Below are 15,036 nucleotides of genomic sequence, written 5' to 3'. Positions count from 1 at the left end.
TTGCCACGGAAAATCGGATGGGACGGTGCGCCGGTCTGATCGGGTGCCGACCGGAAGGTCAGGATGCCTCCGGCGGAGGTATTTTGGCCAAGATGAAGGGGCCGTATTGCGCGATGTGCGGGGGTAACGCAGAATTCCGGCGAGCCGATTTTGGGGGGGTGGCGTGCAAAGACGCGACGTATTGACAGCGGTTGCGGCGGGACTGGTCGGGACGTTTCTGCCGGTGGATCGGGGATTGGCCAACGGAGCGCGGCTGACCGGCTATCTGCGGACGAACTGGAGCCGCGATCCGTTCTGCTTCGGGTCTTATTCCTACACACCGCGCGGGCTGTTTCGCGCCGCGCATCGCAGGCTGGCGGAACCGGTGGCAGGACGGATCTTTTTTGCCGGGGAGGCCGCAAACCCGGATTACGGTAGCACCGTTCACGCGGCCTATGAATCGGCGGGCCATGCGGTCGAGGCCATTGAGGAGGAAGATCACGAGGATATTGCCGTGATCGGGGCGGGCGTCGCCGGGCTGCGCGCGGCGCAGATGCTGGCCGATCTGGGCTATGACGTGACGATCTACGAGGCGCGCGACCGGATTGGCGGGCGGCTATGGACGGACCGCAGCCTCGGGGTGCCGCTGGATCTTGGGGCGAGCTGGATTCACGGGATGGAGGACAATCCGCTGGTCGGTCTGGCGGAGGATGCTGGCGCGACATTGGTCGAAACCGGTGAAGAGATCGTCTTTCGGCTAAGCGGCGGGGCGATGCAGGACGCGGAGGAGGTGCCGGACTGGCTGGAGGAGGTCATCTCGATCCAGCACAATGCCGGGGCACGGCGGAACCAGATCAACCTTGCCGCGTTTCGCGCCCCGACCGATTATGGCGGCGCAGAGGCGGTCATTGCCGAGGGATATGACCGGCTGGTGCCGGAGCTGGCCGGGGACTACGCGCTGCTGACCGGCCATGTGGTGCAGCGGGTGACGCTGGGCGGGGGCATCCGGCTGGGGTTTGCCGATGGCGCGGAGGCGCGGCACGATGCGGTTGTTGTCACCGTGCCCCTGGGTGTCTTGCAGGCAGGGCGGATTGTCTTTGACCCGGCCTTGCCAGACACCAAGCAGGAGGCCATTGCATCGCTTGGCATGGGTGTGCTGGACAAGCTCTACCTGCAATTCGACACACCGTTCTGGGAGGGCGATCCGACATGGATCGTGACCGCCGATACCGGGCTGCCGCGCGGACAGTTCAACCAGTGGCTCAACCTGTTGCCGGTTCTGGGCGAACCGATCCTTTTGGGGTTCAACGGGGCCGATGCGGCGCGGGAGCTGGCGGGGCAGGATGATGACGCGTTGATTGGCACGGCGCTGGCGGTTCTGGAGCGGGCCTATGGGCTGTAAGTGCTATATGAGCCTTGGAATCCGGGGCTTGGCAGGCTAACCGGGGGCAGGAAAACGGAGCGCCCCCATGTCCATGAACAGCTTTGGCCATCTTTTTCGAGTCACCACCTGGGGTGAAAGCCACGGGCCTGCCCTGGGGGCGACGGTGGATGGCTGCCCGCCGGGGGTGCCGGTCGAGGCCGAGGCGTTGCAGCACTGGCTGGACAAGCGCAAGCCCGGGCAGAACAAGTTCACCACGCAGCGGCGCGAACCCGATCAGGTGGAGATTCTGTCAGGCGTCTTCGAGGGCGTCAGCACCGGCACGCCCATTCAGTTGATGATCCGCAACACCGATCAGCGGTCGAAGGATTATGGCGATATCAGTGAGAAGTTCCGGCCCGGACATGCGGATATCACCTATTGGCAGAAATACGGCATCCGCGATTATCGCGGCGGCGGGCGGTCCAGCGCGCGGGAAACGGCGGCGCGGGTGGCAGCGGGCGGCGTGGCACGCGAGGCGCTGAAGCAGCTGGTTCCGGGGCTGTCGATCACCGGCTACATGGTGCAGATGGGGCCGCATGGGATTGACCGGGACCGGTTCGACTGGGACGAGATCGAGCGCAATCCGTTCTGGACGCCGGATGCCGGGGCAGCGGCGGATTGGGCCGACTATCTGGACGGTCTGCGCAAGACCGGTGATAGCGTTGGCGCGGTGATCGAGGTGACGGTGCGGGGGATGCCGGCGGGGCTGGGCGCACCGATCTACGGCAAGCTCGACACCGATCTGGCTGCCGCGATGATGTCGATCAATGCGGTGAAGGGCGTCGAAATCGGCGAGGGTATGAACGCGGCCTGCCTGACCGGCAGCGAGAACGCGGATGAGATTCGCATGGGACCGGATGGGCCGGTCTACAGCTCCAACCATGCGGGGGGAATCCTGGGCGGGATTTCTACCGGGCAGGATGTGGTGGTGCGGTTTTCAGTCAAGCCGACCTCATCGATCCTGACGACGCGCAAGACCATCACCAAGTCAGGTGAAGAGACTGAAATCATTACAAAAGGTCGTCATGACCCATGTGTCGGCATCCGCGCCGTTCCGGTGGCCGAGGCGATGGCGGCTTGCGTCTTGCTGGATCACGTGTTGCTGCATCGTGGCCAGATTGGGGCAAACCGGGGGCAGATCGGCTAAATTTGCCCCTAATTTCTCCATTCTCCGTTGATAGGCGTGGGTTTCACGTGACTGCCAGCGGAGAGTTCAGCGTATGCTGAAGGAGTTTTTCAGATCGGAATCGGGCGCAGTGACCACGGATTACGTGGTGCTGAGCGCGGGCGTCGTGGGCGTCGGCATTGCGGTGCTGAATTCCACGTCGGCCGGCATCGAGAATCTGGCTGGGGACATTGACGCAACGCTGCGTGGTCAGATCGTGAATTCGAGCTTCGCCCGGCAGAGCTATTTCGACGACTTCGAGAACGGTGCCGGTTTCTGGTTCGGCGGCGTGACCGATGGCTCGGACGCGGCCTATGGCGGGCTTCTGGGCCCCTATGGCGGCAGCGGCGGGGCCGAGATCGTGACCCGGACCTATGACCTGATGTCGGGTTACGACCATGCGGTGATCGAGTTTGATCTGCACGCCCTCGACAGCTGGGACAGCGAAGAGTTTATCATGTTCGTCGATGGCTCTCCGATCAGTTCCCACAATTTCGACTGGAGAAGCGACGGCACAACCGGAAGCTGGACAACCTCTGACGGAAATTACAGCGTGTTCATCGAACCGTCCGGTTCACGGTCGCATACCGGTTACAATGACGGCTGGACAGACCAGAGCTTTACCGTCCGGGTGGAAGTGACCGATCCCGGCCCGTCGATGAGTGTCGGCTTCGGGTCTACCCTGAACCAGAGTGTCCATGACGAAAGCTGGGCCGTGGACAATGTCGCAGTGACATCAACCAACGACCCCTCTGACGTCTGAGACGGATCAGCTTAGCCCCAGATCCATCAGTTCCTGAATCGCGGACCGGCTGGTGCCCGCAACGATGCGACCCAGTTCGGCGTCGCCGCGCAGCACGACCAGCGTGGATCGGCGGGGAATCTCGAGGCTTTGGGCCAGTTCGCCTCGTCCATAGGTATCCCAATCCACACGAATGAAGCTCATCGCGGCATCATAGGCGGGGTTTTCCTCGCGAAGGGCCTCGATATGGCGTTCCTGCGTGCGGCAGGTCCCGCACCAGGGCGCGAAGAAATCCACGAACAGCGTTTCGCCGGCGGCCAGGCGCTGCTGCACCAGACCCGGCGTATAGTCGATATTGCTGGCGCTGGCCCGGCCGGCCAGCAACAGCGCGGCCCCGGACATGATCAATAGGTCGCGTCGGTTCATCAGGTTTCTCCCTTACAGGGCTACCGAAAGATCCTGAAGCCAATAGGGCAGGACATCGAGCAGCCAGATTTCGATTGCGTGGTGCCAGCGCAGCAGGATCGCGGTGCCGACAAGGATGAAGACGCCCCCAAGCAGCGGGCGCGAGCGTTCGGCGATGGCCTGCATCAGCGCCCGGCGACGCTGGAAGAAGGACCGCGCGCCATAGCCGAGGGCGAGGATGATGGTGGACACGCCAAGGGCAAAGAACACCATGATCGCCGCAGCGCGGCCGATGTGTTCACCCGCACTGGCCAGCGCGATTGCGCCACCAAGGGTAGGGCCGACACAAGGCGACCAGACCGCGCCAAGCAGCGCACCGCCAATCGCCTGCCCCTGCCAGCCGTCGCGGCCATTCAGCGACGACATCTGGCTGTCCGCACCCGATGAAACGCCCGCCGTTGCGGTGGCGAAGGCGGCGGAAAAGCGCGGGATCAGCAGGACGAGGCCAAAGGCGATCATCAGAACCGCGCCCGCCTGCCCTATGGCTTGTTCATCAATGCCCACGGCCCGACCCGCCAATGCGACCGTCAGGCCAAGCGCCACGAAAGACAAGCTCATCCCCCCCGCCAGCGCCAGCGGGCCGAACCGGCTGGCCTGCAGGGACCCCGCCAGCACGATGGGCAGCACCGGCAGCACGCAGGGGTTGATGAGGGTCAGAAGACCCGCGCCATAGGCAAAGACAAGTTCCAACATGCGCCTGTTCTGGCGCGAAGGCGCTGTAATGTCATCTGACGCCTGCGTGAGCGGGCATCACAGTGACGTCAGCGGGCGGCGCGAGCCAGTTGCACCGCCAGAATGCCAGCCGCGATGATCGTGACGCCAAGGATATCTGCCCAACCCAGGCGTTCGCCCAGAATCACTGCTGCGATTGCCACCCCGAAGAACGGGTTGAGGAAGTGGAAGGTCGCGCCACGCGTGGCCCCGATGCGCTGCACCAGCAGAAACCAGATCCAGGTGGCCAGCAGGCCGGGGGCAAAACAGGTGTAGATGAAGGCGACGATCAACTGCCAGGACCAGTCCACCACCCAGCTTTCCATCACCAGTGCAAAGGGCACCAGCGCCGCGCCGCCCACCAGCATCTGAAGACCCACGATCATCAGCACGCTGGCCCCGCTGCTCTTGCCAGAGGATGCGCCGGTCACGGTCAGCGTGGCGACGGCCAGTGCAATGGCGCCGACGATGCACAGCGCGACGCCAAGCGGATCGACCCCACCGGTCAGCCGCTGCGCCATGATCAGCGCGACGCCGCCAAAGCCCGCCATCAGGCCGACAACGCCCATGACAGGCAGCTTTTCACGGAAGATGGCCCAGTTGGCGGCGGCCACGATCAGCGGCATGGAAGACGCGATAATGGCGGCCAAAGATGCCTCAATCCACTGCATGGCCACGAAATTGAGACCAAGATAGAGCGCGTTCTGGCAGATGCCGAAAATGATGACCGAGCGCCACTGGGCGCGGCTGAGCTGCCAGTTTTGCCCTAGTGCACGGGCAATCAGGACACCGATTGCACCGGAGATGGCAAAGCGAATCGCCAGCGCCGTAAGTGGCGGGGCGGCGGCCACGATGATACGCGCCGAGGAGAAGGCCGAAGACCAGATCAGGGCGAAAGCCAGCCCCATGCCGATTGCGCGCAGATCCATGCCGTATCTCCGTTTCTTGCCCTGTTAACTGCCTTATCCCGCGACGCGGGAAAGGTCAGCCCCCATTCCGCAGCTGATCGACATAGTCGCGCAGCAGGCGCACCCGGTGCGGGCGGAAGGAGTCGTCTGAGTCTGTCAGGCTTTCGATCTGTTCGGGGTCGAACTTGCGAAAGCCCTGACGCAGGCAACACCATGCAAGGACGAACTGGCGCTGTTCGAGGAAGATGATGGAAAGGGGCCAGATACGGCGGTGCGTTCGTTTCCCAAGCCGATCGACATAGGTGATGTCGACCGCACGCTCGGCCCACGAGGCCTGACGCAGCGGTTCCAGCAGTTCCGACGCGCGGGCGGACGGTCGGAAACGATAGACCATGCTGACCGCATGGGCGGCCTGCTGCGCCACCCGTTCCGGCAAGCGCGCAGTGATCTTGGCAAGCGCCCGGTCGGCGGCGTCTGCCAGGGCGGTGTCGCCGGTTGCTCTGACCTCAGACAGGCCCAGAACCAGCGCCTCGACCTCGTGCCGGTCGAACATCTGCGGCGGAACCGCGGGGTCTTCGGTCAGGCGATAACCGTATCCCGCTTCGCCGTCGATCAGCGCGCCTGCCGCGCGCAGGCTGTCGATGTCGCGGTAAAGCGTGCGTTCGGACACGCCGGTTTCTTCCGCCAGCCGTGCGGCAGTGATGGGTGGGGGCAGGCTGCGCAACAGGTGCAGCAGGCGAAAAAGGCGGTCGGTGCGGGGCATGACGCTCCTGACGGAAACTGACAGGATTGCGGGAGCATACAGGCGCTACTCAGTAACTCAACAGACGAAGGAACACCCCTTGTTGACGCTCTACCACGCACCCCTAAGCCGCTCGACGCGGATCGTTGCGCTGATCCACGAACTGGGCCTTCTGGATCGGGTGCAGATTGAACCGGTGACCGTTTCCCGCGCGGATGGCAGCGGCGGGCGTGACCTGAAGAACCCGCACCCAGAGGGCAAGGTGCCGCTGCTGGTGCATGACGGTGCGGTGATCCGGGAATCGACGGCGATTGCGCTCTATCTTGCGGAACTGGCACCGGAGGCCGGATTGGCCCCGCAGGTCGGTGCAGCGGATCGTGGCCCGCTTCTGAGCTGGCTGTCCTGGTATTGCGGCGTTCTGGAACCGGTGATCGTGTTGACCTTGTGCGGGGTCGCGCACCCGGTGCTGAACACCACGTTCCGGGGTCTGCCCGAGGCCACGGATCGGCTGGCCGACGCGCTGGAGCGGAACAGCTATCTGATGGGCGATGACTTCACGATTGCCGACCTGATCATCGCCTCCACTTTCAGCACCCTGCCGCACCTGATGCCCGACAATCCGGACATTCAGGGTTGGGTTGCGCGTTGCGCCAATCGCCCGGCCATGCAGGCGGCACTGGCCTATGATGCGGACCTGATGGCAGCAACCGTCTGAAACGAAAAAGGGCCGCCCGAACAGGCGGCCCAATTCTGTCAGACGGGTCCGGCGATTAGCCGTTGACGCTGTCCTTCAGAGCCTTCGCGATGGTCACCTTGACCACCTTGTCGGCTTCTTTCTTGATCTGCTCACCCGTTGCAGGGTTGCGCACCATACGCTCGGGGCGTTCGCGGCAATACACTTTGCCGATACCGGGAAGGGTCACGGCGCCGCCAGCGGCGACTTCTTTGGACACGACGGCGGTCACTGCGTCGAGCGCTGCGGAAGCAGCTTTCTTGTCGCTGCCCATCTCTTCGGCAAGGGCTGCAACAAGCTGGGTCTTGGTCATGGGCTTTTGTGCCATGTTCTGTTCTCCTTAACTGCCCGAACCCATGGGGCTCGTTGCGGGAAAGCTACCCGAATATTGTAGGGGCACACAATGACTAGTGTGCCATTTCCTCAAAAAACAAGCATTTTGGGGCAAATTCCCCAGCGTCACAGGAAGGCCGTCTCCTCGAAACTGCGCAATTTCCGGCTGTGGAGCCGTTCAAGGGGCATTTCCCGCAGCGTTTCCATGGCCCGGATTCCGATCAGAAGATGCCGTGACACCTGCGTTTTATAGAAGGCGCTGGCCATGCCGGGCAGCTTCAACTCGCCATGCAGGGGCTTGTCCGAAACACACAGAAGCGTGCCATAGGGAACCCGGAAGCGGAAGCCGTTGGCCGCGATGGTGGCGCTTTCCATGTCCAGCGCGATGGCGCGGGACTGGGACAGTCGGTGCACCGGGCCGGACTGATCGCGCAGTTCCCAGTTGCGGTTGTCGATGGTGGCGACGGTGCCGGTCCGCATGATCTTCTTCAGCTCGAACCCTGACACTTCAGCGACATCCGCCACCGCCTGTTCCAGCGCGATCTGCACTTCGGCCAGTGCCGGGACTGGCACCCAGACGGGCAGATCGTCATCCAGAACATTGTCTTCACGCAGATAAGCGTGGGCGAGCACGAAATCGCCAAGGCTTTGCGAATTCCGCAGCCCGGCGCAATGGCCCACCATCAGCCAGACATGCGGGCGCAGCACGGCAATATGGTCGGTCGCGGTTTTGGCGTTCGACGGCCCCACACCGATATTGACCAGCGTGATGCCACCGCCGCCTTTACGCTTTAGGTGATAGGTGGGCATCTGCGGCAGCTTCGCGGGCGTGTTCAGCTGCTGGTCGGGTTCGGTCACCACGTCATTGCCCGGCCCCACAAGCGCGGTGTAGCCGCTGTCGGGATCGGCCAGCATCTGCCGCCCATAGGCCACGAATTCCTCGACATAGAACTGGTAGTTGGTGAACAGGACGTGGTTCTGGAAATGCTCCGGCCCCGTGGCGGTGTAATGCGACAGACGCGCCAGCGAATAGTCCACCCGCTGCGCGGTGAAGGGCGCCAGAGCGCCCGACCCATCCTCGTTCTTGAAGCCGTAGCCGTTGACGATGTCGTCATTGGTGGTGCCCAGATCGGGCACGTCGAACACATCGCGCAGCGGGAAGGACATGGCCCCGTCATGGGGGATCTGAATGTCGGCGTCGTTCAGCACCGCGAAATGCACCGGGATCGGCGTTTGCGAGGCGCAGACACAAACCTGCACGCCATGATTGTCGATCAGCAGTTTAAGCTGCTGGGTCAGGTAGTGCTGGAACAGGTCGGGCCGCGTGACGGTGGTGGCATATGTGCCGGGTTCGGCCACGTGCCCGAAGGACAGGCGGCTATCGACATGGCCATAGCTGGTCGTTGTGATCCTGATTTCGGGATAGAAGGCGCGGTAGCGGCGGTCGGGCATGCCGGACTCGACCACTTCGGAAAACCGGGCCTGAAGGAAGCTTGTCGCATCCGCATAGAGCTTTTGCAGATAGTCCACCGCCTCGCCCGGATCGGAGAAATAGCGCGGCTCGGCCTCTTTCGGGGTTTCGAGGGGCAGTTGTTGGGAAACGGGGGTCATTGGTCGCCCTCCACGAAAAGTGAGGTCAGCTCGAACGTGGTCACGTCCACCAACCCGAGATCGGAGATCCTGAGGCTGGGGATCACCACGAGCGCCAGCAGAGAATGCTGCATATAGGCGTTGTTCAGCGTACATCCGCATTCGGCCATGGCAGCCACGATTCCCTGCGCCTTGTCGGCCACGCGAGAGGCGAGATCGTCGCTCATCAGCCCGGCAATGGGCAGTTCGACCAGGGCGATTTCTTCCCCGTCCTTGAACACGGTGACACCGCCGCCGACCTCAGAGAGCCGCATGGCCGCCTTGGCCATGTTGTCCCGGTCGGTGCCCACCACGATGATGTGGTGGCTGTCATGGGCCACGGTGGAGGCCATGGCCATCGGGCCTTTGTAGCCAAAGCCGGACACGAAGGCATTGACCACGCCGCCTGTGGCCCGATGCCGTTCGACAAGGGCGATCTGGCAGACATCGCCTTCGCCCTCGACCAGCCCGTCAACGACCGGCAATTCAGCGGTCAGCGCCTCGGTCGGGGCCTGGTTTTCGACGACGCCGATCACTTTGACATGGGCGGAATTGGCGCCTGCGGGGGCCTCGATCTCGAAATCCTGCGCGGTCAGCGCCTTGCCCAGATGCACGGTGTTGCGCGCCTTGGCGGGCCAGTCGAGATGCGGGCAATCGACAAGGATGTCCCCGTTCTCGGCCAGTTTCACGCCGCGCCCGTATACCACTTCAATGGGCAGGGTCCTGAGGTCACTCGTCAGGACCATGTCAGCCCGGCGACCCGGCGCGATGGAGCCAAGTTCCCGTTCCAACCCGAAATGGGTGGCGGTGTTCACGGTGCACATCTGGATCGCCACCAGAGGATCACAGCCGCAGTCGATGGCATGACGCAAGACGCGGTTCATATGGCCGTCATGGATCAGCGTGCCGGAATGGCAATCATCCGTGCAAAGCACGAAATTGCGCGGATCGAGACCCTTTTCCGTGACCGCCGTGATCTGGCTTTCCACGTCATACCACGCGGACCCAAGCCGCAGCATCGACCGCATCCCTTGCCGAACGCGGTCAATCGCGTCGCTTTCGCGGGTGCCTTCGTGGTCGTCCGCAGGCCCGCCCGCCGCATAGGCGTGGAAGGCAGGGCCGCGGTCGGGGCTGGCATAGTGGCCGCCCACGGTTTTTCCGGCGTTCATCGTCGCAGCCATTTCCGCCAACATCTGCGGATCGCCATTCACGACGCCGGGGAAGTTCATCATTTCGCCCAGCCCGATGATGCCGGGCCATGTCATCGCCTCGGCCACATCCTCTGGCCCGATCTCATAGCCTGTCGTTTCCAGCCCCGGCGCGGACGGTGCGCAGGAAGGCATCTGCGTGTAGATATTGACGGGCTGCATCAGCGCCTCGTCATGCATCAGGCGCACGCCTTCCAGCCCCATCACATTGGCGATCTCGTGCGGATCGGTGAACATGGTGGTGGTGCCGTGGGGGATGACCGCGCGGGCGAATTCGGCAGGCGTCAGCATGCCCGATTCGATATGCATGTGGCCGTCACAAAGGCCGGGGATCAGGTAGCGCCCGCCGCAATCGACCACTTCGGTGCCGTCGCCAATGCAATGGCTGGCATCCGGGCCGACATAGGCAAAGCGGCCATCGGCCACCGCCACCTGCCAGCCATCCAGCACTTCCCGGCTTTGAACATTGACGAGCTTGAGATTGCGCAGAACCAGATCGGCCGGTTCACGCCCGGCCGCGATGGCCACGAGTCGGGCCGCAGATTCGGCCCATGATTTGAATGAAGATTGTTTTTCCATGCTCCAATCTGGCACCGGTTTTTTCCGGCTTCAAGCCACATTTTCATGACAGGTTTTCAATCGGTTGCTTCCCGCTTACCCTGCGCGCACCCAAGCCGGAGGCCAAAGATGAGCGTTACGATCTACCACAACCCCAGGTGTAGCAAGTCGCGTCAGGCGCTGGAGTTGATCCGCGCTGCCGGTGTGGAGCCCGAGGTTGTGGAATACCTGAAAACCGGCTGGACCGAGGTGCTGCTGACCGACCTGTTCAAAAAGGCTGGCATCAGCCCGCGCGCGGCGCTGCGCGTGAAACAGGACCCCGCGCCGGAGCTTGGGCTGGCCAAGGCCGATGACGCCACGATCCTGGCCGCGATGATCGCGCATCCGGTGCTGGTGGAGCGGCCCATCGTCGTAGCGGGCGATCAGGCGGCAATCTGCCGTCCGCCGGAACGGGTGCATGAGGTGCTGGACAGGGGCTGATCCCGCCCCGCTTATGAAAGGATCGTCGCGCGCACGGAGAGCGCGGACGCCTCTGGCGGGAGTATTTGGACCAAGAAGAAGGCAGGAGGCGCGATTGGCCCGGAAGACGAGCAAGGCGAGACGGCGACCGCTGCTGCGTTTCCTATTGCGCTGGCTGTTTCGGGGGGTGTTGCTGTTTGCCGTTCTGGCCACGGCATGGATCGCGCTTTATGCCATCGTGGCGCCGCCCACCACGCCCTATATGCTGAGCGAGCGAGCGCGGCTGGGCGAGGTGGTGCAGGTGTGGCGACCGATGGAGGACATCTCGCCACATCTGGCGCGGGCCGTGGTGGCCGCCGAGGACGCGAATTTCTGCCTGCATGCGGGGTTTGACATGGACGCGATCCGCGCCGCGATTGCCGAGGGCATGTCGCGCGGCGGGTCCACAATCAGCCAGCAAGTGGTGAAAAATGCCTTCCTGTGGCAGGGGCGGTCCTGGGCCCGAAAGGCGCTGGAGGGGCTGATGACCCCGGTGATGGAGCTGATCTGGACCAAGCGCCGGGTGCTGGAGGTCTATCTGAACATCGTCGAGTTCGACGAGGGCATCTTTGGGGCCGAGGCCGCCGCCCAGCATTATTTCGGCATCTCCGCCGCCGATCTGAACCCGACGCAGGCCGCGCGTCTGGCCGCCGTTCTGCCAAACCCGCGCGAACGGTCGGCCTCCTCCCCCTCGGCGGCTTTGCGCGAACGGGCCGCGCGGATCGCCGACGGGGCGGCAACGATACGCGCGGATGGCCGTGACGCCTGTTTTGCGCGTTGAAATTGGCCTCGCCCCAAGGCAAAGAGAGGGGATAAGCCAAAAAAGAGCAGATCATGACCCGCCTCTACCACTTCGCCCTCTCCCCTTTCTGCCGCAAGGTCCGGCTGGTTCTGGCCGAGAAGAAGATCGATGTTGAGCTGATCGACGAGCGCTACTGGGAACCCTCGGGCGAGTTTCTGCGCCGCAATCCGGCGGCCAAGGTGCCGGTTCTGAAGATGGACGGGATGCTGCTGACCGAAAGCCAGGCGATCTGCGAATATATCGAGGAAACCCACCCCGAACCCGCCCTGATGCCCCGCGATCCGGCGTCGAGGGCCGAGGTGCGGCGGCTGTGTTTCTGGTTCGACGACAAGTTTCACCACGAGGTAACGGCGAATCTTGTCTATGAGCGCGTGAACAAGAAGGTGATGCGCGGCGGCTACCCGGACGGCAAAGCCGTGAAAACCGGGGCGCAGAAGATCAAGTTCCACCTCGATTACATGACATGGCTGCTAGATCATCGCCGCTGGCTTGCGGGCGACAGCCTGAGCCTTGCCGATTTCACCGCCGCGGCGCATCTGTCCTGCCTTGACTATATCTCGGACGTGGACTGGAACCGGTCGGCCGTGGTCAAGGACTGGTACGCCAAGATCAAATCGCGCCCGGCTTTCCGATCGATCCTGGCCGACCAGATCCCCGGCTTTATCCAGCCACCCCACTACGCGAATCTGGACTTTTGACCGGGCTGAAACCGGCGCTGGAGGCAAAGGCCTTGGAAGAGGGCTTTGCCAAGATGCGTATTTGCCAGCCAGATGCCATTCCGCAGGCGGCAGATCGATTGGCCGCGTTCGTGGATGCCGGGCGCCATGGCCAGATGGGCTGGATGGCTGAGCGGATGACCTGGCGGGGAAATCCCGCCGCTTTGTGGCCCGAGGCGCGGTCGGTGATCATGCTGGCGGAACCCTACACGCCCGAGATCGATCCGCTGGAGGCGCTGGAGAAGCGCGATTGCGCCACCATTAGTGTCTATGCGCAGAACCGCGATTATCATGATCTGGTCAAGAAACGGCTGAAGCGGGTGGGTCGATGGCTGTTGGATCAGGCACCGGGCGAGGCGATCAAGGTCTTCGTCGATACCGCGCCAGTGATGGAAAAGCCGCTTGGGCAGGCGTCGGGGCTGGGCTGGCAGGGCAAGCATACGAACCTTCTGGCGCGCGATCTGGGGAACTGGTTTTTCCTTGGCTCGATATTTACGACTGTGGAGCTGGAACCGGATGCGCCCGAGCGCGACCATTGCGGCAATTGCACCGCTTGTCTGGATATCTGTCCGACCGATGCCTTCCCCGCGCCCTTTCAGCTCGATGCACGGCGCTGCATTTCCTACCTGACGATTGAACACCACGGGCCGGTGGACCCGGAGTTGCGCCCGCTGATGGGCAATCGGATCTATGGCTGCGACGATTGCCTTGCCGTGTGCCCGTGGAACAAGTTCGCCGTGGCCGCATCCGAGCTGCGCTATGCCGGGCGGGCCGAGCTGCAAAGCCCAAGGCTGGCCGATCTCGCAGGGCTTGATGACGCCGCGTTTCGCGCCATGTTCAGCGGGTCGCCAATCAAGCGGATCGGGCGTGGGCGGTTCGTGCGCAATGTGCTTTATGCGATTGGAAACAGTGGTGACGCAGGGCTAAAGGCGGCGGCGCAGGCCCTGACGGAAGATGAAGACCCAACGGTTGCCGATGCGGCCCGTTGGGCGGTGGAGAGGTTGCAATGAAACTGGTGATCTTCGGCATGGGCTATTCGGCGGCCACGCTTGTGCGGGAAATGCGGCCCTATCCGGCGAGCAGCGTCATTGGCACCACACGGTCCCCGCAGAAGGCCGAGATTCTGGGAAAAACCTCGATCTATCCGCGCGTCTTCCCCGGCACCGACATGCGCCCCGATCTGGAAAAGGCGACCCATGTGCTGATCACGGCGGGACCGGAGGACGGGGTGGACCCGGTTCTGAAGCACTTGCGCCCGGTATTCGAGGAGCTTGCGGGCAGCTTCAAATGGGTCGGATACCTGTCCACGACCGGGGTTTATGGCGACCATCAGGGCGGATGGGTGGATGAAACCGCACCGCTGACCCCCGCCACCAAGCGCGGTCGGGCGCGGGTACAGACAGAGATGGAATGGAACGAGCTTTACCGGCTGAAGGGCCTGCCGCTGCATATCTTCCGACTTCCGGGCATCTACGGGCCGGGGCGCGGGCCGTTCGCCAAGGTCAGGAACGGCACCGCCCGGCGGATCATCAAGGAGGGGCAGGTGTTCAGTCGCATCCATGTGGAGGATATCGCTCAGGCATTGATGGCCTCGATGAAACGCCCGCGTCCCGGTGCGATCTACAACATCTGCGATGACGATCCCGCGCCGCCGCAGGACGTTCTGACCTATGCGGCGGAATTGCTCGGCGTCGATCTGCCCCCCGCCGTGCCGTTTGAAGAGGCGGATCTGACGCCCATGGCCCGCAGTTTCTATGCGGAATCGAAGCGCGTCGATAACAGCCTGATGAAGCGAGAGCTCAAGGTGAAACTGCGCTATCCAACCTATAGGGCGGGGCTCGATGCGCTCTTTGCCGCCGAGGCAAATAAAGGCTGATTCCGGGCGCGATAGACTTCTGATAGGATGCTGCAAAACAGGTTCGAGGCAGGCTATGCGCGCAGTTCTGGCAGTTTTTCTATTGGCGATCCTCGCCCTGACCGGGTGCAGCCGGTTTCCCACATATAACGGGCCAGAGGTGACGCGGATCATCGTCAACAAAAGCGCGCGGCAGCTGATCCTGATGCATCATGACGAGGTGCTGCGCGCATACGAGATGGAGCTTGGCTTTGCCCCCGAAGGCGACAAGCAAGTGGAAGGCGACGGGCGCACACCCGAAGGCAGCTACATCATCGACCGGCGCAATCCCAACAGCGAGTTCTACCTGTCGATCGGCATTTCCTACCCCAACGAAGAGGATATCGCCGAGGCGGAAGAGCTTGGCGAAAGCCCCGGCGGCGATATCTTCATCCACGGCACGCCGAACCCGTTCCGCCGGGGCGATGACTGGACCGCCGGCTGCATTGCCATTTCAAACCGAGAAATGCGCGAGGTCTATTCGATGGTACGGCTTGGCACGCCGATCGACATCTATCCGTAAGTGCCGC

At 63.2% G+C, this 15,036-nt stretch carries 17 protein-coding genes; 10 read left to right on the top strand and 7 right to left on the bottom strand.

What is annotated here, in order from left to right:
• Positions 1 to 163: 163 nt before the first annotated feature.
• From ACOOEX_RS20265 to ACOOEX_RS20255, 3 genes are all read left to right on the top strand, one after another.
• A complete protein-coding gene (locus ACOOEX_RS20265) occupies positions 164 to 1,381 on the top strand; it encodes an FAD-dependent oxidoreductase (protein ID WP_420396516.1) in 1,218 nt (405 codons plus the stop codon).
• 67 nt (positions 1,382 to 1,448) lie between these two features.
• The gene (gene aroC, locus ACOOEX_RS20260; RefSeq protein ID WP_420396515.1) at positions 1,449 to 2,549 is read left to right on the top strand and encodes a chorismate synthase; all 1,101 of its coding nucleotides are present in this window, start codon (positions 1,449 to 1,451) and stop codon (positions 2,547 to 2,549) included.
• Between the two features lie 73 nt (positions 2,550 to 2,622).
• Positions 2,623 to 3,330 (top strand): Flp family type IVb pilin, encoded by a 708-nt coding sequence (locus ACOOEX_RS20255; RefSeq protein WP_420396514.1) that lies wholly within the window; start codon positions 2,623 to 2,625, stop codon positions 3,328 to 3,330.
• A gap of 6 nt (positions 3,331 to 3,336) precedes the next feature.
• Here the strand turns inward: ACOOEX_RS20255 and ACOOEX_RS20250 are convergent, their stop codons facing one another.
• The 4 genes from ACOOEX_RS20250 to ACOOEX_RS20235 all read right to left on the bottom strand — a co-directional run bounded on the left by ACOOEX_RS20250 (position 3,337) and on the right by ACOOEX_RS20235 (position 6,156).
• On the bottom strand, positions 3,337 to 3,735 hold the full coding sequence (locus ACOOEX_RS20250) for a thioredoxin family protein (protein WP_420396513.1): 399 nt from the start codon (positions 3,733 to 3,735) through the stop codon (positions 3,337 to 3,339).
• 12 nt (positions 3,736 to 3,747) lie between these two features.
• Positions 3,748 to 4,467 carry a cytochrome c biogenesis CcdA family protein gene (locus ACOOEX_RS20245; RefSeq protein ID WP_420396512.1) on the bottom strand — a complete coding sequence of 240 codons (720 nt, stop codon included), beginning with the start codon at positions 4,465 to 4,467 and terminating at the stop codon, positions 3,748 to 3,750.
• A gap of 68 nt (positions 4,468 to 4,535) precedes the next feature.
• Positions 4,536 to 5,414, bottom strand: a complete 879-nt coding sequence (locus tag ACOOEX_RS20240) for a DMT family transporter (protein ID WP_420396511.1) — start codon at positions 5,412 to 5,414, stop codon at positions 4,536 to 4,538.
• 55 nt (positions 5,415 to 5,469) lie between these two features.
• Entirely contained in the window at positions 5,470 to 6,156 is a 687-nt protein-coding gene (locus ACOOEX_RS20235; RefSeq protein ID WP_420396510.1) for a helix-turn-helix transcriptional regulator, read from the bottom strand.
• A 79-nt stretch (positions 6,157 to 6,235) separates the two neighbouring features.
• Here ACOOEX_RS20235 and ACOOEX_RS20230 point away from each other — a divergent pair, with 79 nt between their 5' ends.
• Positions 6,236 to 6,850, top strand: a complete 615-nt coding sequence (locus tag ACOOEX_RS20230; protein WP_420396509.1) for a glutathione S-transferase family protein — start codon at positions 6,236 to 6,238, stop codon at positions 6,848 to 6,850.
• A gap of 55 nt (positions 6,851 to 6,905) precedes the next feature.
• Here the strand turns inward: ACOOEX_RS20230 and ACOOEX_RS20225 are convergent, their stop codons facing one another.
• The 3 genes from ACOOEX_RS20225 to ade all read right to left on the bottom strand — a co-directional run bounded on the left by ACOOEX_RS20225 (position 6,906) and on the right by ade (position 10,617).
• Positions 6,906 to 7,196, bottom strand: coding sequence for an HU family DNA-binding protein (locus ACOOEX_RS20225; RefSeq protein WP_071691181.1), 291 nt, complete (start codon positions 7,194 to 7,196; stop codon positions 6,906 to 6,908).
• A gap of 131 nt (positions 7,197 to 7,327) precedes the next feature.
• Positions 7,328 to 8,812 (bottom strand): AMP nucleosidase, encoded by a 1,485-nt coding sequence (locus tag ACOOEX_RS20220; protein WP_420396508.1) that lies wholly within the window; start codon positions 8,810 to 8,812, stop codon positions 7,328 to 7,330.
• A complete protein-coding gene (gene ade / locus ACOOEX_RS20215; RefSeq protein ID WP_420396507.1) occupies positions 8,809 to 10,617 on the bottom strand; it encodes an adenine deaminase in 1,809 nt (602 codons plus the stop codon). The genes ACOOEX_RS20220 and ade overlap by 4 nt, the downstream gene beginning before the upstream one ends.
• Before the next feature lie 108 nt (positions 10,618 to 10,725).
• Between ade and arsC the strand changes: the two genes are divergently transcribed.
• The 6 genes from arsC (at position 10,726) to ACOOEX_RS20185 (ending at position 15,029) form a co-directional block, all read left to right on the top strand.
• The gene (arsC, locus tag ACOOEX_RS20210) at positions 10,726 to 11,076 is read left to right on the top strand and encodes an arsenate reductase (glutaredoxin) (RefSeq protein WP_420396506.1); all 351 of its coding nucleotides are present in this window, start codon (positions 10,726 to 10,728) and stop codon (positions 11,074 to 11,076) included.
• A 94-nt stretch (positions 11,077 to 11,170) separates the two neighbouring features.
• On the top strand, positions 11,171 to 11,875 hold the full coding sequence (gene mtgA / locus ACOOEX_RS20205; protein ID WP_420396505.1) for a monofunctional biosynthetic peptidoglycan transglycosylase: 705 nt from the start codon (positions 11,171 to 11,173) through the stop codon (positions 11,873 to 11,875).
• A gap of 53 nt (positions 11,876 to 11,928) precedes the next feature.
• A complete protein-coding gene (locus ACOOEX_RS20200; RefSeq protein WP_420396504.1) occupies positions 11,929 to 12,594 on the top strand; it encodes a glutathione S-transferase family protein in 666 nt (221 codons plus the stop codon).
• 53 nt (positions 12,595 to 12,647) lie between these two features.
• Positions 12,648 to 13,622, top strand: a complete 975-nt coding sequence (gene queG / locus ACOOEX_RS20195) for a tRNA epoxyqueuosine(34) reductase QueG (RefSeq protein ID WP_420398399.1) — start codon at positions 12,648 to 12,650, stop codon at positions 13,620 to 13,622.
• Positions 13,619 to 14,488, top strand: a complete 870-nt coding sequence (locus ACOOEX_RS20190) for an SDR family oxidoreductase (RefSeq protein WP_420396503.1) — start codon at positions 13,619 to 13,621, stop codon at positions 14,486 to 14,488. The genes queG and ACOOEX_RS20190 overlap by 4 nt, the downstream gene beginning before the upstream one ends.
• 55 nt (positions 14,489 to 14,543) lie before the next feature.
• The gene (locus ACOOEX_RS20185) at positions 14,544 to 15,029 is read left to right on the top strand and encodes a L,D-transpeptidase family protein (RefSeq protein WP_420396502.1); all 486 of its coding nucleotides are present in this window, start codon (positions 14,544 to 14,546) and stop codon (positions 15,027 to 15,029) included.
• Positions 15,030 to 15,036: the final 7 nt, after the last annotated feature.

The sequence above is a fragment of the Nioella sp. genome, from assembly GCF_965215655.1.
Classification (GTDB): domain Bacteria; phylum Pseudomonadota; class Alphaproteobacteria; order Rhodobacterales; family Rhodobacteraceae; genus Nioella.
This window is presented reverse-complemented; position numbering and strand designations above follow the sequence as displayed.